Source organism: Sphingorhabdus pulchriflava, from assembly GCF_003367235.1.
GTDB classification, from domain to species: domain Bacteria; phylum Pseudomonadota; class Alphaproteobacteria; order Sphingomonadales; family Sphingomonadaceae; genus Sphingorhabdus_B; species Sphingorhabdus_B pulchriflava.
Window position 1 is genome coordinate 329,649 of sequence record NZ_QRGP01000003.1, and the last position, 18,164, is coordinate 347,812.

Sequence of the window (18,164 nt, forward strand, 5' to 3'; positions counted from 1 at the left end):
TCAGCGCATGACTTGGATTGTTCCTGTCCTGCTTCTGGTTGCAGCCTTTGTCGGCTTTGGCGTCTGGCGCGGTCGACAATTTGGTGAGCTGGCACGGCGTGGAACGCCGGTCACGGGACGCATTGTGCGTAAATTCCGCGCAGGAAATGCGGATATCTCGGGAAGCAGGAGTCGTCGGCTTTCCTTTACCTACACCGGCCCCGATGGCCGGGAATATCGCCGTGCCGCTTCGGTCAATATCGGGAAATGGGCCGAGTATGAGGAAGGGAGCGAAATTGCTCTCATCTGTCTGCCTGACAATCCGGGCGTCAGTGCGCCAGCCTGGCTGGTCGATCTGGCGCGTGAGGCGCTTGCGAAACGCAAATAAGGGAAATAGCGAAAACCATGCACATAGCTTTCAATCTGCCCGGCTTTGATTTGGAGGCCTTCGTTCGCGCGACGCTCGCTGAAGATCTTGGGCCCACCGGACGCGATGTGACTTCTGAAAGCGTGATTCCGGCGGACATGCACTTTGCTGGAGTTATGGACAGCCGCGATGCCATCGTTGTCGCTGGGCTTCCGGTTGCCGCTGCCTTTTTCAAACATCTCGACCCTGATATCGAAATCGAAATGCTGGCGCATGAGGGCCATGGTGTGGAGGCAGGTGCGGACCTGATGCGGATTCGCGGCAAGGCTCGTGCCATGCTGACGGCAGAGCGCTCGGCCCTCAACACGGTGCAGCATCTCTCCGGCATCGCCACGATGACACGGCGCTATGTGATGGCAATTCGCGGGACCGGCTGCACATTACTCGATACGCGCAAGACGATACCCGGCCTTCGTGTGCTTGAAAAATATGCTACACGGATGGGCGGGGCGACCAATCATCGCATGGGGCTTTGGGATGCCGCGATGATAAAAGATAATCATGTTGCGGTGGCAGGCGGTGTTGTGGAGGCTGTCCGCCGTGCCAAGGATTCAGGTGTCGAACGCATCATCCTGGAGGTTGACCGGATTGAACAGATTGAGCCAGGGTTGGCAGCCGGAGCGACGCATCTGTTGCTCGACAATATGGACGTTGAGGAATTGAAAGCGGCGGTAAAATTGGTCGATGGTCGCGTGCCGACCGAAGCGAGCGGGGGGGTGACGCTCGAAACCATTCGCGCCAAGGCCGAGACTGGCGTGACCTTCATTTCGGTTGGCCGCCTGACCCAGAGTGCACCGGCTGCTGATATCGGGCTGGATTTCGATGTGGTCTAGGTTCGCGCTGGCGCTGCCGGCGCTCGCATTGCTTGCTACGTCTACGTCGCATGAACCGGTGCTCGCGCAGGCTTGGCAGTGCCGCCCACCTGCAAGCCTTCCCCGCCCGGTACCGGAAATTGCCAAGCCGGGCGAGATACGGCGCACAGCTGTCGACGGCTATATCCTTGCGCTCAGTTGGAGCCGTGAACATTGCCGTGGGCGGGAGAATAACCCTGACGATGCGCTGCAATGTGGCAGGACGATGGGCGAATTCGGCTTCGTGCTCCATGGGCTTTGGCCGGAGGCTAAGGGACCCAACTACCCTCAATGGTGTCGCAAGGCGGAGTTATTGTCGCGCAAAATGGTGGCGCAGAACATCTGCATGACACCTTCGGTCCAGTTGCTCCAGCACGAGTGGGCCAAACATGGCACCTGCATGGCGCGAAAGCCGGAAACCTATTTTGGTGCCGCGCGGTTGTTGTTCGATGCGATGGAATTTCCCGATATGGAGCGTCTGTCCCTGCAGGGTGAAAAGGAGGGCAATTTGACGGTTGCCCGCCTTACCGAGGAATTTGCACTCAACAATGACGGGCTTTCGGAACAGGCGATCAAGGTCAAAACCAACCGGAGAGGCTGGCTCGAAGAGGTACACATTTGCCTCGATAAAAAATTCAAGCCACGCGCTTGTCCCAACTTCGTTCGCGGTGCTGCGGACAATGCGCAGATCAAGATCTGGCGGGGAACCTAGCCCTCGATAATCCGCGTGCCCGGATGATGTTTGTCGAGATGCTTGTGGATGATGCGCAGATTCTTGCTGTTCGATCGCCAGATGAAATCAAAAGCGTCACCCACAAGCGGAATAGCGCCTAAGGCGGTATCAATTCCAATATTGGCGGACATGCGCATCAATTGCCATTTTGACATGCCCAGATTGCGCGCTTCCCACACCATATAAGCCCCCATAGCAGCGGTAATCAGGTCGCCAATGACCGGGACCAGTCCGATGACAGAATCCAGACCGAAGGGGATTTTGGTGCCAGGTATGACAAAACTGCGCTCGAGCAGTTTTTCCAGCGCTTCCACGCGCTGACGCACCGAATGCGGATCGGTTCCCACGCCGGGAAGGGACTTGGCAAGCTCTTCAAACTGGTTCTGCGAAATGGGCATAGCGCCTCCTTCTTTCGCTTATGTCGGGTCCCGTCCCAGATATTGCAAGGGATGCCATCCGCGCGGGTTCTGCGCAAAGCCCAAAAGGCCATCGCGTACCAGCGACCAGCGCACAGGATTGGCGATGGGAATAAAGTTGCGGGTAGCGATCAGTTCGCGCTCGGCCTCCCCCCAAAGCCGGATTCGTTCCTCTCTGGAACCGGCATTGCGCGCTTCATCGAGAAGCTGGTCTGCCTTTTCGGAACATATGGGTGTAACGCGGCAGGAAAGCTGGTCCAGATACCAGCCAGGACTGGAAATATCCGCCACCCGGTCGATCAGGATCAGGTCAGCTGGTTGCGCATAAGTAACCCGCTCTGCTTCTAATCCAATACTGGCGAGGTCAGTGCGCAGCCGGGCAAAAAGGATGCGACTCCCTGTCCCGCGCGGCATGGCTATGCGTAAGGGGCGCACAGGACCGCCGGATCCCTCCCACGCGTTAATCGTCGACTGTGCCCTTGCTTTGCGGTCCTGCGCATTCAGACTTGCCCAATCGGGTCGGGGTAGCTTTTCCCTATTCGCGAGCGTTTCGGGGGCCAGGGTAAGTGTTTCGCGCCAGTCGGTGATTCCGAACGACGTCAGCATGCGCGGTCGGTCGATTGCCATGGCAAGGGCGTCGCGGTTTGATGAGTTTGACAGAAACGGGCCGTCAGCGACGACAAGTAAACCGAACAATCCAGGCACTGCGTCAAACCGGGTTTGGGCCTCATTGCCGTTGGTGGCAGTCAGCAGTGGTAGATGTTCAAATTTCCCATTCAAAACGAGGTCGTTCTGGCCAAGCGCAAATCGTGCGAGCGAACGCGACGGTGAATGTGCTGTCAATGTGATGCGGTTTTCGTCGAGCGCAATCGCACCATTGCTCTCTTCCAACCGGTTGCGCAGCTGCAAATTGCCGGAAATGCGTTCGGCCGTCATCGGGCCGGAACCATTTGCCTTGTGGGTCAGCCCGAATTCAGGCTGGGCAAGCAGCTCAAGCAGATTGGGGATCGGGGCGCTGAGCCGGATTTCAACAACCTTGCCCGTCATGGGCAGGATGCGGTCAATTTTGGAAAGCTCATCGCCGAAGCGGCTCACGCGCAGTTCGTTGATGCGCATTCGTAGCGCGGTGGCAACCTCGTCCGATCGAACCTCGCGGCCATTGTTCCAGCGGGTTTTCTGCAACCTGAAAATATACCCCAGATCATCGTCCGTCACGATCCAGCGGGCTGCGAGCGCCGGTACGACCTTGCCTTCATTGTCGAACGCTACAAGTCCCTGTGCAGTGGCATTGCGCAAATAGGCCGAGGTAGGTGACAGCGGCATTCGCCCGACGGAAATTTCGCGTGGGCTGTCTTCGACGACATCAACACGCAATCGGCTGTTGTCGATACCGTCCGAACAGCCCGCCAAGACCAAAATTGCAGCGAAAACGGGCACAAAGGCGGTGTTTCGGTTCACTGCGCTTTCCATAAGGTTCGACTGGGGTGAACATTGCCAGGATTATCCTGCCACCCGCGGATAGTTGGGCGTACCAAGGTACGCGAGGCGTAGAAATAGAGCGGCAGTATCGGCATATCCGCCATCAATATCCTTTCCGCGTCCCGCATCAAGCCCGCTCGCTTTTTCAGATCAGCTTCCGCAAGTGCACGATCGATTGCCTTGTCATAGCCCGGATTGGCATAGCCCGAGTAATTTTGAACGCCCGTATCGCTTCGATGAACGGTCAGGAAATTTTCTGGCGCTGGCAGATCTGCAATCCAGCCCGATCGGGCCAATTGAAAATCGGCGCGTTTCAAGCTGTCAAAGTGTAGGCTCGCTTCGCTGTTGAGCAAACGAGCATCGACGCCGAGTTCGCGCCACATCGTTGCCATTGCCACCGCAGCACGTCGATGTTCGGTTGAACTGTTGAAGCGGATTTCAAAACGCAGCGGACGCTGTTTGGAATAGCCTGCCTCTTGTAGCAGTGCTCTCGCTCGCGCCACTCGTCGCTTCTGCGTCCAATTTGCCCACGCCGGTTGGAAAGTTGTGCCGCCATCAAGGCCAGGCGGCAGCAATCCCCAGGCAGGCAGATTTCCTGCATCAACCATTTTTTTGGCGATCCATTCACGGTCAATTGCCATAGCGAGCGCAAGGCGGACGCGGGAATCGTCGAAAGGTGGCTTGCGGGTGTTGAAGGCAAAATAATAAGTGCCAAGAAACGGCGCGTTGCGTGCGATTTTCGGGTGCTTTTCACGCAACCAGTGATGGCGTGCTGGTGTATATTCGCTTCCGATATCGGCACCGCCGGCCAGCACCAACCGCATCGCGGCATTCAAATTGTCCATCGGCTTCCAGACAATGCGCGTCGTGCGTGGCTTGCCGCCATGCCATAGGGGGTTGGCATCGAGCACAAGCTTCTGGCTCAATTGCCAATCCGTTAGTCGATAGGCGCCGCTAGTTACCAAAGGTCGGTCACTGGTCCATTTGTCACCCGCAACATCTATCCGATGGAATGGGAGTGCAGCCATGGCTGGATGGGCGAGCAAAGCTGGCAACTGCGGGAAGGGGTTTTCGAGTCTGAAAACAACGGTGCGATCATCCGGCGTAGCCACTGATTCTATGATTCCGAACAACGCGCCATGCGGCGAACCGCTCTTTTCATCACGGATGCGATCAAATGCACGCCGAAAAACATCAGCATTCAACCTTTGACCATCGGAGAAAGTCAGTTCGGAACGAAGGCGAAAGGTCCAAGAGCGACCATCAACGCTGGTTTTCCAGGTTTCGGCCAATCCAGCCTCTGCATTTCCACTTGCATCGAAACGCGTCAGGCCCTCGAAAAGATCGGCTGCGATCCTTGTCGAGGCCAAATCGGATACCATTTGGGCATCCAACCCGCGTGCGTCAGCTTCGGTCAGCCTGACTATCGCGTGGGCGGGCTGGGTTTCCTCGGTTCTTTTGTCTCCGCACGCATTTAGCAACAGAGCAAGAAGCGGAAAGAGCCAACGCATTTCGGAAGTCTAGGCCGTACCTGCTATAGGAGCAACCGGACATTCGCACTTCAGGAAAAGTTGGTGCGGACGGCGGGACTTGAACCCGCACGCCCAAAGGGCGACAGATTTTAAGTGGGACGAGACTGCCGTAAGTTATTGAACAATATAGCATTATTTTCCTTAGGTCAAGAACTGTGTAAGGTTTTGTGTAAGTTTTCAACCTCTCTCGATGGGAATTATGGCTGCGAAGACGCGACAATTCCTCTTCGTCCGGCTCCGCGTTGAGCGGGTATGTTCGCCCACGGGTGCGCGAGATCATAAAACGGTTTGCTCCGAGATGTCCGCGACCATCATCAACGGTGCCCTGTAGCGCGATCACGTCCACATGTTCGTCGAGATCCCGTCGCATGTCTCGGTCAGCGACTTCGTGCGCCGTGCCAAAGCACAATCGCTGTTTGCGCGATTAACGTGACACCTGGATCGCGTTGAAAAGCGAAATCGTCCCGGTAGGTGTGTCCAAGGCCCAAGTGGCAGTCAACGATCCGCCACAAATGCGAGCCAGTTCACGTTCTAGGAATCCATCGGCATTTGGTTGGGTGTTTGTCCGGCCATCCGCGGACTGGACGATTTTGAACGCCTGCCGCATCAACCAGCTTCGCTGCATGGCATAGTCGGCAATCAGAACCTGCCCGCTCGGCCTCGCCGCATTGAACATCGCCTCAATGCCGGTTCGCTTTTCCGCCACTGGAATCTGATGGAAAACGAGACTGGAAATTACCTTGTCGAACTGCCCAAAGTTCGCAGCATCACGCGCGAAGCCGGATCGCCATTCGATCTCCACTCTTGCCGCTTCGGCTTTGGATGCTGCAATTCTGCGCGCGTCGGGGTCGGGATCGAGCCCCACGACAATTGCTTGCGGCTCGGCCTGCTTGATGAGGATTGCAAGGGAGCCGGTTCCGCTTCCAACATCGAGGATGCGTTCACCGGCCTTGGGGGCCAGCGCATCGAGGAGTCTTGCGCGCCAAACTCTTTCCCGCGTCAAAAGTGCGAGAAGCCGATCATAGGCGCTGGTAGGTAAAAGCCTGCCCGCTGCAGGGGTAAACTCGCGATTTGAGGGCATGGGTAGAGCTTCTCGCGGGGCAATGCGCGGGGGACAGAATCTGCCCCCCGCGCACGTTGCTCAATGGTGGCCTGATCCACCCTCGCCGTGACCGGCATGGTCAGCGCCGGTTTGCCCGGCCTGATCCTTGCAGCAGGCCATTTTGCCATGCTCGTCCTTCTTGCAGCAGCAGCATTCCTTTTCAGGGGCTGGTGCAGGAGCCGGATCGGCCGCGAAAGCGGCGCTGGACATGGTGAGGGCAAGCAAGCCCAGGAGATACTTGGTCTTCATAATTCAAATCCTTTGAAATGTTGGAATGAGAGCGACGCGCTCGATGCGCGGCGGAGGGGTAGGAGGTTCGATCATTGAGCCTGCCAAGCGAGCGGCAGGCGGAATGACTGGCATTTCGGCGAGCCAATATACCGAAATATCGAACGCTACCGACTGAGCGGACAACGCAATACAGTTGTGGCAGGCAAGGGACGCGTCTTCTGATGGCCGCTGGTGTTTACCTTCGTTCTCACCGCTCATACCGATACAATCGGACATGGTGGCGACGGAGGACGCGGCAATGGGTTCCGCGCACAAAGGGACTGCACGGAAAACAAGCGCAAATGCGAGTAAGGACAGAGCAAACGCTCTCATCGCACCGATCGCCTGCGCCGAACGGGCCAGCGCATGAACAGCAAGATCGTGCCAGCAAGGCCCAAGATCAGCCCGCCGATGGCGAAGGCCAGCAACCACCAGGTGTTGAAATTCTCGTGGTTCTTCCAGTCCATGATATGCAGGCTCCAGAAGAAATCGTAGAGCCGCCATGTTCCGGTGCGGACGGCGGTGATCTTGCCGCTCTCCGCCGCAATGAAGACGCTTGTGTGGTCGGCGTCGGTGAAGGCGATACGCCATGCGGGCAGCGCGCCCCGATATTCGGGGCTTTCGGCGGTAATGCGACTAGGCAGGGATGCAGGCTTGTCCGCCCCTTTCCAAGCCGTCCGTGCAATCCGGGTGGCTTGGACGGCATCGACTGGCGGCAAGGCCGCGCCGGTTCGGGCATCGAACAGGCGTATACCCTGTCCGGTCGCAACCTCGGCAATAGCTCGCCCGTCGAGCATCCGCAAAGCAACCGCTTCGACCGGCGCACCAGCCTGCGTGACCAGCGTTGCGGGAGCAACCATCGGCGTGTTCGGCGGAATTGCGGCAATGGTCTCACGATCCACCAGATGTTCGCCGCGCACCTTGTCGATAGGCAGAAAACTCATGATGACGCCGCTGGTGAACCAGATCAGGAGCTGCGCGCCGATCACCAGCGCCAGCCATTTATGCAGACGACTGGCATTAACGTGGATGCGTGTACGATGTTTCATTGTCCCCCAACATTCAGTTCGTTTTCGAGCGCCGACTGCTTGGTAAAAGCATTGGCATAGTCGCTACATGTCATCCATATTATGACCGGCATGTGGGTCTTCAGCCGGTGGCGGTGTGGCGGGCTGGGTTGCCTTTGGTGGTGCTACAGGCGCAGGTGCCGATTGTTTTGGTGGTATTGCCGCTGTCGCGCTTTTTGGTTTTGCAGCGGCTTTGACAGCCTCCCGAGGCTGGGCGACAGGCGCTGACGTTGGCAGTTCTCGTGGTGATGCCTCTGCCGTATTTTTCGGTGCTTCGGCGTTCTCGCCAGGTGTCGCACGGCTCTCCGGCTTTGCTTCAGCCACCCCCGCTTCTGGAGGCGTATCTGCGGGCGTCATAACCTGACTATCTTCCGCGCCATTTTCGGCGGATTTCTCAGAAGTGCCACACGCTGCCAGAAGAATGGGCAGCATGATGACGGGTGAATATATTGCCAGTTTTCTCATTTCAAAATCCTCTTCCCCAAAGCTCCATTCTGCCGAATTTCGCTGATCCGCAGCGTCCGCGCTGGATCAGAACCAGAACCGGATTCCGGCAACGAAATTGACCACGCTCGCATCCTCCCCAGCGGCACTGGCATAGCGTGCCGTATCCCCAACTTTTCTCGACCATTCGACGCCGACGTAGGGCGCGAACTCCTTTCGCACCTCGTATCGCAGCCGCAGTCCCAGCTCCACATCGGTCAGGCCGGAACCCACTCCGATCGCTGGCATGTCCTGAGCGGACAGGTTGAATTCGGCGCGCGGCGAGAGGATCAGGCTTTGCGTGATGCGCTGATCGTAGCTGCCCTCGGCCCGCGCGCGGAAATCGCCCTTGTCGGACAGGAAGAGTTGCCCCGACAGGTGGAACCAGTAGGGCGCAACGCCCTCAATGCCGACCACTGCATAGGTCCGCGAGGGATCGGGCCGAAAGTCGTGCCGGACGCCGACATGGGCGTTCCAATATGGTGCGACGGCACGGGAATAGAGCAACTGAACTTCTGCGTCGTCGATTGGTTCGCCGAACGTGCCTTCGCCTTCCGTCTTGACCATGAAGCGGTCGATGTCGCCGCCGAACCAGGCTTCCGCTTCCCAGCGGTAGCCGTCGCCACCCTTGCGCGCCTGATACTCGGCAAGGTCGAACAGAATCATCGAGCCATTGAACACGCCATGTTCACGCCGCAATGTGTCGCGTGACCGCGCCATTTCGGCAGGATCGAAGAGCGAATCTGCGGCATGGTCTTCGGGCGGAGCGGGAGCCGGGGCGTTGCCGATTTCGGTTCCAGAAACTTCCGGCATGGCGCTCATGTCGTGACCAGCGTGCGGGTCGCTTGGTGCAGGGGCTGGTTGCGGGACGTCGGTTGCCGCCGGTTGATCCATCGCCGACATATCGTGTCCGGCATGGGGGTCGGCAGGCTTTGGCTCCGGCGTGGGAGCTGGTGCCGCGACGGGCGGCGCCCCATGCCCTTCATGCTGCGCCAAAGCGGGCGATGAAATCAAAAGCGCGGTGGTTACGAGAAGAAAGTGCCTCATGCCCCTTCCTCCTCGTGTCGGACGGTTACGACGCGGAACATGCCCGCGTGCATGTGCAGCAGCATATGGCAGTGGAACGCCCAGTCGCCCAAGGCATCGGCGGTCAGGTCAAACGACACTTTGCCGCCCGGCAGGACATTGACGGTGTGCTTCATCGGATGATGGCCGGGATTGCCTGTCACGACCTCGAAAAAATGACCGTGAAGGTGGATTGGGTGCGGCATCATCGTGTCGTTGATGAGGTTGACCCGCACCCGCTCATTGTGCCGGAAGGCAAGCGGCTCGGCCTTATCGCTGAATTTCACTCCGTCGAACGACCACATGTAGCGTTCCATGTTGGCCGTCAGATGCACGTCGATTTCGCGCGAGGGTGTTCGTTTATCCGGGTTGGGCGCGAGCGATTTGAGGTCGCGGTAGGTCAGCACGCGGTGATCGACCTTCTCCAGCCCGGTCGGTCGGTCGCCGGTGCGGTCGGCGGGCATTGGCGAGAGCGTCGCAACGCCCGGCCCCATTTTGACCTGCGGCGCAACCGACGGGTCGCGCATCTTCATCGACCCGTGATCCATCCCTGCCATGTCACCGCCCATCGCGGAGTGGTCCATGCCAGCCATGTCGCCCCCGGACATATCCATTGCACCCATATCGCCCATACCCATGTCCTTCATGGTCAGGAGCGGGCGTTCACGCAGCGCGGGAATTGCGGCAGCCATGCCGAGTTGTGGAGCAAGCGTCGCACGGCAAAGCCCGGAGCGGTCGATAGCCTCGGCGATCAGCCCGTAGGCGCGTGCATCGCCGGGTTGCACAATGACATCGTAGGTTTCGGCGATGCCGATCTGGAACTCATCGGTTTCGACTGGCTGCACGTCCAGCCCATCGGCCGCCACAACCGTCATCGGCAGGCCCGGCAACCGGACGTTGAAATTGGTCATGGCAGAGGCGTTGATGATCCGCAGCCGCACCCGCTCGCCGGGGGTGAACAGCCCGGTCCAGTTCTCGCCCGTGCCGTGGCCGTTTATCAGGTAATGGTAAGTCGAGCCGGTCACATCCGAGATGTCGGTCGGGTCCATGAGCATCCCGCCCCACATCACCCGGTCCTTGAGCGGCTGATCCTTACCTTGAAGCAACCCGCCGAGCGTCTGCTTCTGGCGGTTGTAATACCCGCCCTGCGACTTGAGCTTGCGGTAAATGGTATGCGGATGGGTGAAGCTCCAGTCCGACAACACGATTACATGCTCGCGGTCATATGCAACCGGATCGGGTCCAGCGGGATCAATCACGATTGCGCCAAACATGCCCATCGGCTCCTGCATACCGGAATGGCTATGATACCAGTAGGTTCCGGCTTGCCGCACGGGAAACTCGTATTTGAATGTCTGCCCAGGCTTGATGCCGGGAAAGCTGATGCCCGGAACACCGTCCATCTGGAAAGGCAGCAAAAGTCCGTGCCAATGGATCGAGCTGTCCTCGTCGAGCGTGTTGGTGACGGCCAGCTTGACGGTCTGGCCTTCTTTCAGGCGAATCACTGGAGCTGGCAAAGTGCCGTTTACCGTCACCGCATGACCGGTCTTGCCGCCGGTCTCGAACATGGTGTGACCGATGCTGAGCGCGATCTCCGCACCCGAAAGCGTTGCCATCGGCGCGCGAAGCCCCGGCGTGCCGGTTCGCGCCCAGGCCGGAAACAGGGGAGCAAGCGCTGAGCCTCCGCCCAGAGCAGCAGTTGCGCCAAGAAATGCGCGGCGATCAAGGATAGTCATGGGTTGGGCGGACCACTCGTTAGGATTGCGTATATCCAGTGATACGCAGCGCGGTCGCGCGCCCCTCAAACTTTTGCGTTTAGTATTTCGGAAAGCTGTTTGCGCGCACGGTAGAGGCGGGTTTCGATTGTCTTTTCGGTTACGCCTAGAGCGTCGGCGGCCTCGGCTTGCGAAAGCTCCTCGACTGCGCGCAGCACCAGGATTTGCCGCAAGTTCTGGGGCAGGCGCGACATGGCTATAGCAACCTTTGCCAGTTCGGCCCGGTCGCCAGCCTCGGCCTCCGGCGTCGGGGTCTCGCTCGCGATGTCGAAAGCATCTTCGATCGGGCGCGCCTTGCGGAAAAAGGCGCGCACGGCTTGCCGCCGTCCCCAATCGCGGCATTTGTTGAGCGCGATGCGCGATATCCAAAGCCGGAACGGGCGCTCTGGATCGTAGCGTTTGAGTGCGGCGAAGGCGGAAACGAAAGTTTCTTGCGTCAGGTCGAGTGCTTCATCGGCGTCGCCGATGCTGCTGCGGATCAGACGATAGACCGGCTCCTTGTAGCGGCGCAGGAACTCGCGGAACGCCGCTTGCTGCCCGCCAAGTGACAGCGCGGTCAGCTCGCCATCGCTGCATTGAGTAAGGTCGAGGCTCACCTTTCCGGCGAAGGGTGGGCTTCGGCGGTCAGCGCCTTGACCACGGTTCTGTCGAAGATGCTCGCCTGCTGCGGATTAAGGACAGCGCGCATCGCGAACAGATGCTCAAGCACCTCCTTCTGCATCTCGCCCATGACATGATGGACGTGATCGACCGCCTCGGTAACTTTGGGGCCATAGCCGTGTTCGGCCTCGATCGCCTCAGCTAATCGGGCGTTTGCCGCGCGCATTTCAAGTTCCAGCGCTTGCTTGCGGGTCGCGTGTTGCATTTCCAATGCTTCGATCTTTGCGGCCTGTGCGGCATCGAGCTTGAGCCGGTCGTGCAGCAACGCATGAACTTCGCTTTCGCTCTTGCGCGGTGCATCCATGAATGTGCGGGCGGCAAAAACCCCGGTTGCGGCTGCGGCAAAAGCAATAAGCGCGATTAGCAGAAGGCGTTTGGTCGATCCCATCAGCGCGGGTCCAGCAAGTCGGATGGTGCCAGCGCCGTTGTGGCGAAGGGCGACAGCGAAGGCGCGGCCTGCGCGGGCGAACTCGAAACGCTACCCCCGGCAAAGCCCAGTCCCAACGCGACAAGCGCCGCTGCCGACAGGATACGCGAATTGGCCGCTCGCTCGCGTTGCTCGACAGACAATGCCTTGATGATGGCGTCGTCGATCTGGCTCAATGCCGTCGGGGGCGGTGTTTCGCCCAGCCGTTTGAGCATGTCGTCCATAGTTTATTCCGATTCATTCGATGTTGCTGGAATTCTATACGCAAGGCGGCACGATCCCCCTCACATTTTTTGAGGGGTGCAGGTGCGCCGTGCGTATCACCACCGAACGCAACTTCATGGAGATTTCCAATGCGCCGCACTTTCATACCTTTCCTTCTCGCCTCTCTGGTCGCCGTTCCGGGCGTGGCCCTCGCTCACGCCTCGCTGACCAGTTCCACGCCTGCTGCCAATTCGACCATTGCGGCACCGGCGCGGATCGTGCTGCGCTTCAACGAGCGCCTGATCGGTTCCACCGTGAAAACCGAAGTCGTGATGACCGGAATGCCCGGCATGGCCGATCATGCACCGATGCCAATCACTCACACTTCGCAGATGGCGCGCGATGGCAAGTCGATGACCTTGACACCCAAGCGCGCACTGGTGCGTGGCACTTACCGCGTCACCTGGTCGGCGGCAGGAGCCGACACGCACCGGATGGGCAGCAACTTCAGCTTTACCGTGCGATAATCCAATGGACGATCTGCCCGTCATCCTCATCCGGTTCGCGCTCTACGCCGATCTGATGGTGCTGGCGGGCATGACGGCATTTTCGTTCCATGCTCTTTCGGCCAAAGAGCGCGTATCGAACATCCTCCCCCTGAAATGGCCAGCCTTTGTCCTCGCGGCGCTCGGCTTCGTGCTTTCCGGCTTTGGAATGCTCGTGCTCGTTGCCCAAATGACGGGTTCAAGCATTCGGACGGTCGATCTTGAAGTCCTGCGCGAGATTGCGAGCGAAAGCGCCATCGGCACAGCGTGGCTGGTGAGAATGGCAGCAATGGCCATCGCCGTGGTTGCCGCTTTGGCAATCAACCGCAGTTCGGCGGCGCGGTATGTCCTCCTCTCGTCGGTATCGCTGGCCATCGCGACGCTGGTGTGGACCGGACATGCCGGCGCAACCGAAGGGTGGGCCGGAACCGCACACCGTCTGAGTGACATGGTTCATATGCTAGCGTCGGCGGTCTGGATCGGCGGTATAGCGGCCTTTTCTTGGATGCTGTTCCGGCCTGTAACGGCACAGTCGGGCGCGCACTGGGCCGTTGCCCATCGCGCGCTCGATAGGTTTTCGCGGGTTGGCACCATTGCAGTTGCGGTGATCGTCGCGACCGGCATCGTCAATTGCCTCGCAGTTGTCGGCTTCCCGCATTTCACGCGGTTGCCGCTTACGGACTATGGCAAATTATTGATCGTCAAGCTGCTGCTGTTCGCCGCGATGCTCGCGCTCGCCGCGCTCAATCGCTGGCGGCTGACACCAGCGTTGGGTGTCGCGGTTCATAACGATAACCCCGCATCGGCGTTGGCTGGCCTCAGGCGAAGCCTGCTGGCTGAGGGAAGCGCAGCGCTCGCCATCCTCGCCGTCGTGGCTTGGCTTGGAACATTGGAACCTTTGAGGATGACGGTATGAGCCGGTCGCATCACGATCACACAAAATCGACGACTACGGGGACAGCGACCGACCCGGTCTGCGGCATGAACGTCGATCCGGCGACCACGCCCCATGTGACGACCCACGCGGGGGTCCATCACTTTTTTTGCAGCGCAGGCTGCTTGGCCAAGTTCAGCGCCGATCCAGACCGCTACATGGGCGATGCACCCAAGCGCATTGAGCAGGTGCCAGAAGGCGCGATCTGGACCTGCCCGATGCATCCCGAAGTGCAGCAATCGGCACCGGGAAGCTGCCCGATCTGCGGCATGGCGCTGGAGCCGATGACGCCGACGCTTAGCGATGGGCCGTCGCCCGAATATGCTGACATGAAGCGGCGCTTCGTCATCGGCCTCATTCTCGCCTTGCCGGTGGTGGCGCTCGAAATGGGCGGACATCTGACCGGGCTGCGCCATATGCTTGATGGCGGAATAGCCAATCTGGTCCAGTTGGCGCTGGCGACGCCGGTTGTCCTGTGGGCCGGTTGGCCGTTTTTCGAGCGAGGCTGGGCGTCGGTGAAGAGCCGCCATCTCAACATGTTCACGCTGATCGCAATGGGAACCGGGGTCGCCTGGGCCTACAGCGTGGCGGCAGCGCTTGCTCCCGGCATTTTTCCAGCCGCTTTTCGTGCGAACGACGGTTCGGTCGCGGTCTATTTCGAGGCGGCGGCAGTCATTACCGTCCTCGTCCTGCTCGGCCAATTGCTCGAACTGCGCGCCCGCGAGACGACGAGCGGTGCGATCCGCGCACTACTCGATCTCTCGCCCAAACTCGCGCGCCGGGTCCGGCCCGATGGAAGCGACGAGGAAATCACGCTCGATGCTGTGCTGGTTGGCGACACTCTGCGTGTCCGTCCCGGTGAAAAGGTGCCGGTCGATGGTGTGGTGCTGGAAGGTCGCGGCACGGTCGATGAGTCGATGGTGACGGGCGAATCCATGCCTGTTACCAAAGAAGCTGCGTCGAAGCTGATCGGCGGAACGATCAACCAGACCGGCGGGCTGGTCATGCGCGCCGAAAAGATCGGACGCGACACCATGCTGGCGCGCATCGTCCAGATGGTCGCCGATGCTCAGCGCAGCCGCGCGCCGATCCAACGGCTTGCCGATACGGTGTCAGGCTGGTTCGTGCCGGTGGTGATTGCGGTTGCAGCGATTGCCTTCATCGTCTGGTCGCTGGTCGGGCCTTCGCCCGCGATGGGCTATGGCCTGATTGCGGCGGTTGCGGTGTTGATAATCGCTTGCCCCTGCGCGCTAGGTCTGGCGACGCCAATGTCGATCATGGTCGGGGTCGGGCGCGGCGCACAGGCCGGAATCCTGATCAAGAATGCGGAAAGCCTCGAACGCATGGAGAAGGTCGATACGCTTGTGGTCGATAAGACCGGCACACTCACCGAAGGCAAGCCTGCGGTGGTGGCTATCGAAACCGCTGAAGGGTTCGACGGCCAGGAGGTTCTCTGCCTAGCCGCGAGCCTCGAACGCAGCAGCGAACACCCGTTGGCTCAAGCGGTGGTCAAGGAGGCCGAAGCGAGGGGGCTAGCTCTCAGCGAACCGAACGATGTGGATCAACCCGTAGGCAAGGGCATCACGGGAATTGTCGATGGTCGCCAGCTTGTCGCTGGTAACGCCCGTTTCCTCCACGAACGCGGCATTGCGACGGAAGAATTGGCTGAACGGGCTGACCGTCTGCGGAGCGAAGGGGCGACCGCGATTTTCCTTGGTATTGACGGCAAGGTTGCCGGTGCAATCGGCATCGCCGATCCGGTCAAGGCGACAACGCCCGATGCGCTCAAGGCGCTCGGCGAGGCGGGCATCCATGTTATCATGCTGACGGGCGACAACAGGGTTACGGCGGAAGCCATCGCGCGGCGGCTAGGCATCGCCGATGTCGAAGCCGATGTGCTGCCCGATCAGAAAAGTGCAATCGTCAAACGCCTGCGGGATGAAGGGCGGATCGTGGCGATGGCAGGCGACGGCGTGAACGACGCGCCCGCACTTGCGGCCGCCGATGTCGGCATCGCTATGGGGACAGGGACCGATGTGGCGATAGAAAGTGCAGGCATCACGCTGCTCAAAGGCGATTTGACCGGAATAGCCCGCGCCCGGCACCTGAGCCATGCGACGATGGCGAATATCCGGCAAAACCTGTTCTTCGCGTTCGCCTATAATGTCGCCGGGATTCCGGTGGCGGCGGGCGCGCTTTACCCGCTGTTCGGCCTGATGCTCTCACCGATCATCGCCGCAGCGGCTATGGCATTGTCCTCCGTCAGCGTGATCGGCAATTCGCTGCGGTTAAGGAGGATTGCGCTTTGAAATTCAGATTTGCGGTCGTCACAACGGGTATTGCTATAATTTGGGAAGCCGCCTGACGACCGTTGATGATTGGATGATGGCCGTATCGGTAGATGCAAACGGCAGGAAGCGATCAACGACGGACTCAAGTGCCTGCACGTCGCACACCACCACTTTGGCGAAAAAGCAGTCCTCGCCTGTGACGTGATCCGCCTCGACAACCTCAGGCGCGTCGAACAGCATTTGCGCGACCCTTTTTACTTCACCGGGCCTTGCGTGCATACGCACATGCGCGGCGATACCAAGACCGAAGACTTTGGGATCGACCTGCACCGTGTAACCCCGGATCGCGCCTGCATCTTCCAGCTTATGTATCCGCTCGGTCACGCTGGGGCTGGACATTCCGATCTTGTCGGCAAGGTCGCGGATGGTCATCCGGCCGTCTTCGGTCAACGCCGTAATAATCTCTCGATCAATGGTATCGAGGCGCCGGGTTACATATCGGCTTCGGTTCATGCTTAGCCCCTAGCTGGATGACACCAGCGAGGCCTTGAGATTGCGAAGGCAAAAGTCCGTTTTCGCCTTACTTCTATGAACTTGCCTCAGGAATCGGCAGTCAGCGAACCCAACCAGCGACGCGATGAACCCAGTCCGCAGGATCAAGATTGAAGGTCAAAGGCCGTTAGCGGCTTCGATTGGCAAGTCGAAACGCCCCTAACGCCTTTCTGAATCCATAGCTGAACCATTTGTCCATTAGCTATCAATAGGTTGATAGTCGAACAGGGTATTCGCTCCTGAAAACGACAATTCAGGAGAGATGAAGGATGAAAGGCAAGTCACAGCCAAGAACAGTCGTCAGACTTGTTGGTAATAGCCTCTGATGGCCTATTCTGCGGCTGCCATTCTTGCATTGGCGTCGCAATGTGCGCCAAGTGTCGCACCCGAAACGGTGCTGGCCATAATACAGACCGAAAGCAGCGGCGAACCTTTCGCACTCAACGTCAACGGTGGGCGGCAACCGGCAAAACAAAGCAACGCTGCCGATGCCGTCGCAACCGCCCGGCGCTATGTCGCAGCCGGTTATTCCGTGGATCTCGGGCTTGGGCAAATCAACTCGCGCAACATGCGCTGGCTCGGCTTGACATGGGAAACGGTTTTCGACCCCTGCATCAATATTGCCGCCTTGGCCCGTGTCCTCACCACCAACTATAATGCGGTGAAGGCAGGACGCGATCCGCAATCCGCCCTTCGGGTCGCACTCTCGATGTATAACACGGGAAGCCAGACGCGCGGATTTCGGAATGGCTATGTTGCCAAAGTGGTTGGGAACGCAGGCGTTGCTGACGCTGGCACGTCAAATGCTCTGATCTTGCCGACCGCCGCCGTCGCTGAACCGGCAAGCGAAGATCTGCGCGAGCTGCTGAGCCTGGAAAACACGACGTCCCGAGCACCTTCGATCACGCCTCGACCTGCACCGCCGCCCAAGTGGAACGTCTTTGAACGGGCTGCTTACGACCGCGAAACCCAGTTTCTCGCTGAAAACGAAAGGGGCAGCATATGAATGTCATTCTGAGAGTCGGGCGCAGCATCGGAACGCGACGGGCAAGTCTGTCCGCCAGATTTAATGCCATGCCCAAAAGGCGGCAAAGCGCGATATTGTGGGGGGCGGCATTGGCTGCGGCGGCGATTATTTCGTTCGCAAACCCCGATCCTGCCTACGCCCAGAATCTGGAGAGCTTTGCCAGCAAGGTGCGCGGCCTGCTGTCATCCACACTGCTTCGCACACTCGCTGTCATCGCCGTGATCGTGACAGGTCTGCTCTGGTTTACCGGCCGTGCTTCGACTGCGGTGCTGGTCACGGTCATCATCGGGATCGCCATCGTCTTTTCGGCGGATGCCATTGTCGGCGCGATCGCCGGATAGCGCC

At 59.4% G+C, this 18,164-nt stretch carries 22 protein-coding genes and 1 pseudogene; 10 read left to right on the forward strand and 13 right to left on the reverse strand.

The features are described from left to right. The first annotated feature begins 7 nt into the window (after window positions 1-7). From DXH95_RS15685 to DXH95_RS15695, 3 genes are read left to right on the forward strand one after another with little or no spacing between them, the layout of a single operon-like run. A complete protein-coding gene (locus DXH95_RS15685; protein WP_115550492.1) occupies window positions 8-367 on the forward strand; it encodes a DUF3592 domain-containing protein in 360 nt (119 codons plus the stop codon). 17 nt (window positions 368-384) lie between these two features. Then, a complete protein-coding gene (nadC, locus tag DXH95_RS15690; RefSeq protein ID WP_115550493.1) occupies window positions 385-1,239 on the forward strand; it encodes a carboxylating nicotinate-nucleotide diphosphorylase in 855 nt (284 codons plus the stop codon). Next, window positions 1,229-1,969 carry a ribonuclease T2 family protein gene (locus DXH95_RS15695; protein WP_115550494.1) on the forward strand — a complete coding sequence of 247 codons (741 nt, stop codon included), beginning with the start codon at window positions 1,229-1,231 and terminating at the stop codon, window positions 1,967-1,969. Before nadC ends, DXH95_RS15695 begins: the two co-directional genes overlap by 11 nt. Here the strand turns inward: DXH95_RS15695 and DXH95_RS15700 are convergent. From DXH95_RS15700 to DXH95_RS15710, 3 genes are read right to left on the reverse strand one after another with little or no spacing between them, the layout of a single operon-like run. Further along, complete coding sequence (locus DXH95_RS15700; RefSeq protein ID WP_115550495.1) at window positions 1,966-2,388, reverse strand: DUF4112 domain-containing protein; 423 nt, start codon at window positions 2,386-2,388, stop codon at window positions 1,966-1,968. The two genes, DXH95_RS15695 and DXH95_RS15700, sit on opposite strands and share 4 nt — an antisense overlap. An 18-nt stretch (window positions 2,389-2,406) precedes the next feature. Further along, window positions 2,407-3,864 (reverse strand): ABC transporter substrate-binding protein, encoded by a 1,458-nt coding sequence (locus DXH95_RS15705; protein WP_181883717.1) that lies wholly within the window; start codon window positions 3,862-3,864, stop codon window positions 2,407-2,409. After that, window positions 3,861-5,396 (reverse strand): peptide ABC transporter substrate-binding protein, encoded by a 1,536-nt coding sequence (locus DXH95_RS15710; RefSeq protein ID WP_115550497.1) that lies wholly within the window; start codon window positions 5,394-5,396, stop codon window positions 3,861-3,863. The genes DXH95_RS15705 and DXH95_RS15710 overlap by 4 nt, the downstream gene beginning before the upstream one ends. A 263-nt stretch (window positions 5,397-5,659) precedes the next feature. Between DXH95_RS15710 and DXH95_RS16390 the strand changes: the two are divergent. Continuing rightward, window positions 5,660-5,829, forward strand: a pseudogene (locus DXH95_RS16390) (transposase); the annotation flags it as partial. Window positions 5,830-5,841: 12 nt separating this feature from the next. On the opposite strand, the gene DXH95_RS15720 reads toward DXH95_RS16390, so the two are convergent. Beyond that, on the reverse strand, window positions 5,842-6,498 hold the full coding sequence (locus DXH95_RS15720) for a class I SAM-dependent methyltransferase (protein ID WP_115550498.1): 657 nt from the start codon (window positions 6,496-6,498) through the stop codon (window positions 5,842-5,844). 60 nt (window positions 6,499-6,558) lie between these two features. Beyond that, complete coding sequence (locus tag DXH95_RS15725; protein ID WP_115550499.1) at window positions 6,559-6,768, reverse strand: hypothetical protein; 210 nt, start codon at window positions 6,766-6,768, stop codon at window positions 6,559-6,561. A gap of 25 nt (window positions 6,769-6,793) precedes the next feature. Here DXH95_RS15725 and DXH95_RS16340 point away from each other — a divergent pair, with 25 nt between their 5' ends. Then, complete coding sequence (locus DXH95_RS16340) at window positions 6,794-6,925, forward strand: hypothetical protein (RefSeq protein ID WP_275401841.1); 132 nt, start codon at window positions 6,794-6,796, stop codon at window positions 6,923-6,925. Window positions 6,926-7,118: 193 nt separating this feature from the next. On the opposite strand, the gene DXH95_RS15730 is transcribed toward DXH95_RS16340, so the two are convergent. From DXH95_RS15730 to DXH95_RS15760, 7 genes are all read right to left on the reverse strand, one after another. After that, entirely contained in the window at window positions 7,119-7,838 is a 720-nt protein-coding gene (locus DXH95_RS15730; protein ID WP_115550500.1) for a PepSY domain-containing protein, read from the reverse strand. A gap of 63 nt (window positions 7,839-7,901) precedes the next feature. Continuing rightward, window positions 7,902-8,321 carry a hypothetical protein gene (locus tag DXH95_RS16020; RefSeq protein WP_147291768.1) on the reverse strand — a complete coding sequence of 140 codons (420 nt, stop codon included), beginning with the start codon at window positions 8,319-8,321 and terminating at the stop codon, window positions 7,902-7,904. Window positions 8,322-8,387: 66 nt separating this feature from the next. After that, window positions 8,388-9,386 (reverse strand): copper resistance protein B, encoded by a 999-nt coding sequence (locus DXH95_RS15740; RefSeq protein WP_115550502.1) that lies wholly within the window; start codon window positions 9,384-9,386, stop codon window positions 8,388-8,390. Beyond that, entirely contained in the window at window positions 9,383-11,140 is a 1,758-nt protein-coding gene (locus DXH95_RS15745; protein ID WP_115550503.1) for a copper resistance system multicopper oxidase, read from the reverse strand. Before DXH95_RS15745 ends, DXH95_RS15740 begins: the two co-directional genes overlap by 4 nt. A gap of 65 nt (window positions 11,141-11,205) precedes the next feature. Next, window positions 11,206-11,775, reverse strand: coding sequence for an RNA polymerase sigma factor (locus DXH95_RS15750; RefSeq protein ID WP_115550504.1), 570 nt, complete (start codon window positions 11,773-11,775; stop codon window positions 11,206-11,208). Then, window positions 11,772-12,227, reverse strand: coding sequence for a periplasmic heavy metal sensor (locus DXH95_RS15755; RefSeq protein WP_115550505.1), 456 nt, complete (start codon window positions 12,225-12,227; stop codon window positions 11,772-11,774). Before DXH95_RS15755 ends, DXH95_RS15750 begins: the two co-directional genes overlap by 4 nt. Next, window positions 12,227-12,490, reverse strand: coding sequence for a hypothetical protein (locus tag DXH95_RS15760; RefSeq protein ID WP_115550506.1), 264 nt, complete (start codon window positions 12,488-12,490; stop codon window positions 12,227-12,229). The genes DXH95_RS15755 and DXH95_RS15760 overlap by 1 nt, the downstream gene beginning before the upstream one ends. 129 nt (window positions 12,491-12,619) lie before the next feature. Between DXH95_RS15760 and copC the strand changes: the two genes are divergently transcribed. The 3 genes from copC to DXH95_RS15775 are packed head-to-tail and all read left to right on the forward strand — an operon-like array spanning window position 12,620 to window position 16,258. Continuing rightward, the gene (copC, locus tag DXH95_RS15765) at window positions 12,620-12,997 is read left to right on the forward strand and encodes a copper homeostasis periplasmic binding protein CopC (protein WP_115550507.1); all 378 of its coding nucleotides are present in this window, start codon (window positions 12,620-12,622) and stop codon (window positions 12,995-12,997) included. A gap of 4 nt (window positions 12,998-13,001) precedes the next feature. Beyond that, window positions 13,002-13,931 carry a copper homeostasis membrane protein CopD gene (copD, locus tag DXH95_RS15770; protein WP_115550508.1) on the forward strand — a complete coding sequence of 310 codons (930 nt, stop codon included), beginning with the start codon at window positions 13,002-13,004 and terminating at the stop codon, window positions 13,929-13,931. Beyond that, complete coding sequence (locus DXH95_RS15775; RefSeq protein WP_115550509.1) at window positions 13,928-16,258, forward strand: heavy metal translocating P-type ATPase; 2,331 nt, start codon at window positions 13,928-13,930, stop codon at window positions 16,256-16,258. Before copD ends, DXH95_RS15775 begins: the two co-directional genes overlap by 4 nt. 33 nt (window positions 16,259-16,291) lie before the next feature. Here the strand turns inward: DXH95_RS15775 and DXH95_RS15780 are convergent, their stop codons facing one another. Then, entirely contained in the window at window positions 16,292-16,753 is a 462-nt protein-coding gene (locus DXH95_RS15780) for an Lrp/AsnC family transcriptional regulator (protein WP_115550510.1), read from the reverse strand. Window positions 16,754-17,117: 364 nt separating this feature from the next. Here DXH95_RS15780 and DXH95_RS15785 point away from each other — a divergent pair, with 364 nt between their 5' ends. Together DXH95_RS15785 and DXH95_RS15790 are read left to right on the forward strand one after the other, a co-directional pair. Then, the gene (locus tag DXH95_RS15785) at window positions 17,118-17,798 is read left to right on the forward strand and encodes a lytic transglycosylase domain-containing protein (protein WP_115550511.1); all 681 of its coding nucleotides are present in this window, start codon (window positions 17,118-17,120) and stop codon (window positions 17,796-17,798) included. Continuing rightward, the gene (locus DXH95_RS15790) at window positions 17,795-18,160 is read left to right on the forward strand and encodes a TrbC/VirB2 family protein (protein ID WP_239016697.1); all 366 of its coding nucleotides are present in this window, start codon (window positions 17,795-17,797) and stop codon (window positions 18,158-18,160) included. Before DXH95_RS15785 ends, DXH95_RS15790 begins: the two co-directional genes overlap by 4 nt. Window positions 18,161-18,164: the final 4 nt, after the last annotated feature.

What these genes read in the sequence shown, in the direction of transcription:
- DXH95_RS15710 (WP_115550497.1), bottom strand. Translation starts at nt 5,396, where the DNA reads ATGCGTTGGCTCTTTCCGCTTCTTGCTCTGTTGCTAAATGCGTGCGGA.
- DXH95_RS15780 (WP_115550510.1), bottom strand. Translation starts at nt 16,753, where the DNA reads ATGAACCGAAGCCGATATGTAACCCGGCGCCTCGATACCATTGATCGA.
- copD (WP_115550508.1), top strand. Translation starts at nt 13,002, where the DNA reads ATGGACGATCTGCCCGTCATCCTCATCCGGTTCGCGCTCTACGCCGAT.
- DXH95_RS15775 (WP_115550509.1), top strand. Translation starts at nt 13,928, where the DNA reads ATGAGCCGGTCGCATCACGATCACACAAAATCGACGACTACGGGGACA.
- DXH95_RS15790 (WP_239016697.1), top strand. Translation starts at nt 17,795, where the DNA reads ATGAATGTCATTCTGAGAGTCGGGCGCAGCATCGGAACGCGACGGGCA.
- DXH95_RS15760 (WP_115550506.1), bottom strand. Translation starts at nt 12,490, where the DNA reads ATGGACGACATGCTCAAACGGCTGGGCGAAACACCGCCCCCGACGGCA.
- copC (WP_115550507.1), top strand. Translation starts at nt 12,620, where the DNA reads ATGCGCCGCACTTTCATACCTTTCCTTCTCGCCTCTCTGGTCGCCGTT.
- DXH95_RS15725 (WP_115550499.1), bottom strand. Translation starts at nt 6,768, where the DNA reads ATGAAGACCAAGTATCTCCTGGGCTTGCTTGCCCTCACCATGTCCAGC.
- DXH95_RS15745 (WP_115550503.1), bottom strand. Translation starts at nt 11,140, where the DNA reads ATGACTATCCTTGATCGCCGCGCATTTCTTGGCGCAACTGCTGCTCTG.
- DXH95_RS15755 (WP_115550505.1), bottom strand. Translation starts at nt 12,227, where the DNA reads ATGGGATCGACCAAACGCCTTCTGCTAATCGCGCTTATTGCTTTTGCC.
- DXH95_RS15785 (WP_115550511.1), top strand. Translation starts at nt 17,118, where the DNA reads ATGGCCTATTCTGCGGCTGCCATTCTTGCATTGGCGTCGCAATGTGCG.
- DXH95_RS15740 (WP_115550502.1), bottom strand. Translation starts at nt 9,386, where the DNA reads ATGAGGCACTTTCTTCTCGTAACCACCGCGCTTTTGATTTCATCGCCC.
- DXH95_RS16020 (WP_147291768.1), bottom strand. Translation starts at nt 8,321, where the DNA reads ATGAGAAAACTGGCAATATATTCACCCGTCATCATGCTGCCCATTCTT.
- nadC (WP_115550493.1), top strand. Translation starts at nt 385, where the DNA reads ATGCACATAGCTTTCAATCTGCCCGGCTTTGATTTGGAGGCCTTCGTT.
- DXH95_RS15720 (WP_115550498.1), bottom strand. Translation starts at nt 6,498, where the DNA reads ATGCCCTCAAATCGCGAGTTTACCCCTGCAGCGGGCAGGCTTTTACCT.
- DXH95_RS16340 (WP_275401841.1), top strand. Translation starts at nt 6,794, where the DNA reads ATGAGAGCGACGCGCTCGATGCGCGGCGGAGGGGTAGGAGGTTCGATC.
- DXH95_RS15695 (WP_115550494.1), top strand. Translation starts at nt 1,229, where the DNA reads ATGTGGTCTAGGTTCGCGCTGGCGCTGCCGGCGCTCGCATTGCTTGCT.
- DXH95_RS15730 (WP_115550500.1), bottom strand. Translation starts at nt 7,838, where the DNA reads ATGAAACATCGTACACGCATCCACGTTAATGCCAGTCGTCTGCATAAA.
- DXH95_RS15685 (WP_115550492.1), top strand. Translation starts at nt 8, where the DNA reads ATGACTTGGATTGTTCCTGTCCTGCTTCTGGTTGCAGCCTTTGTCGGC.
- DXH95_RS15700 (WP_115550495.1), bottom strand. Translation starts at nt 2,388, where the DNA reads ATGCCCATTTCGCAGAACCAGTTTGAAGAGCTTGCCAAGTCCCTTCCC.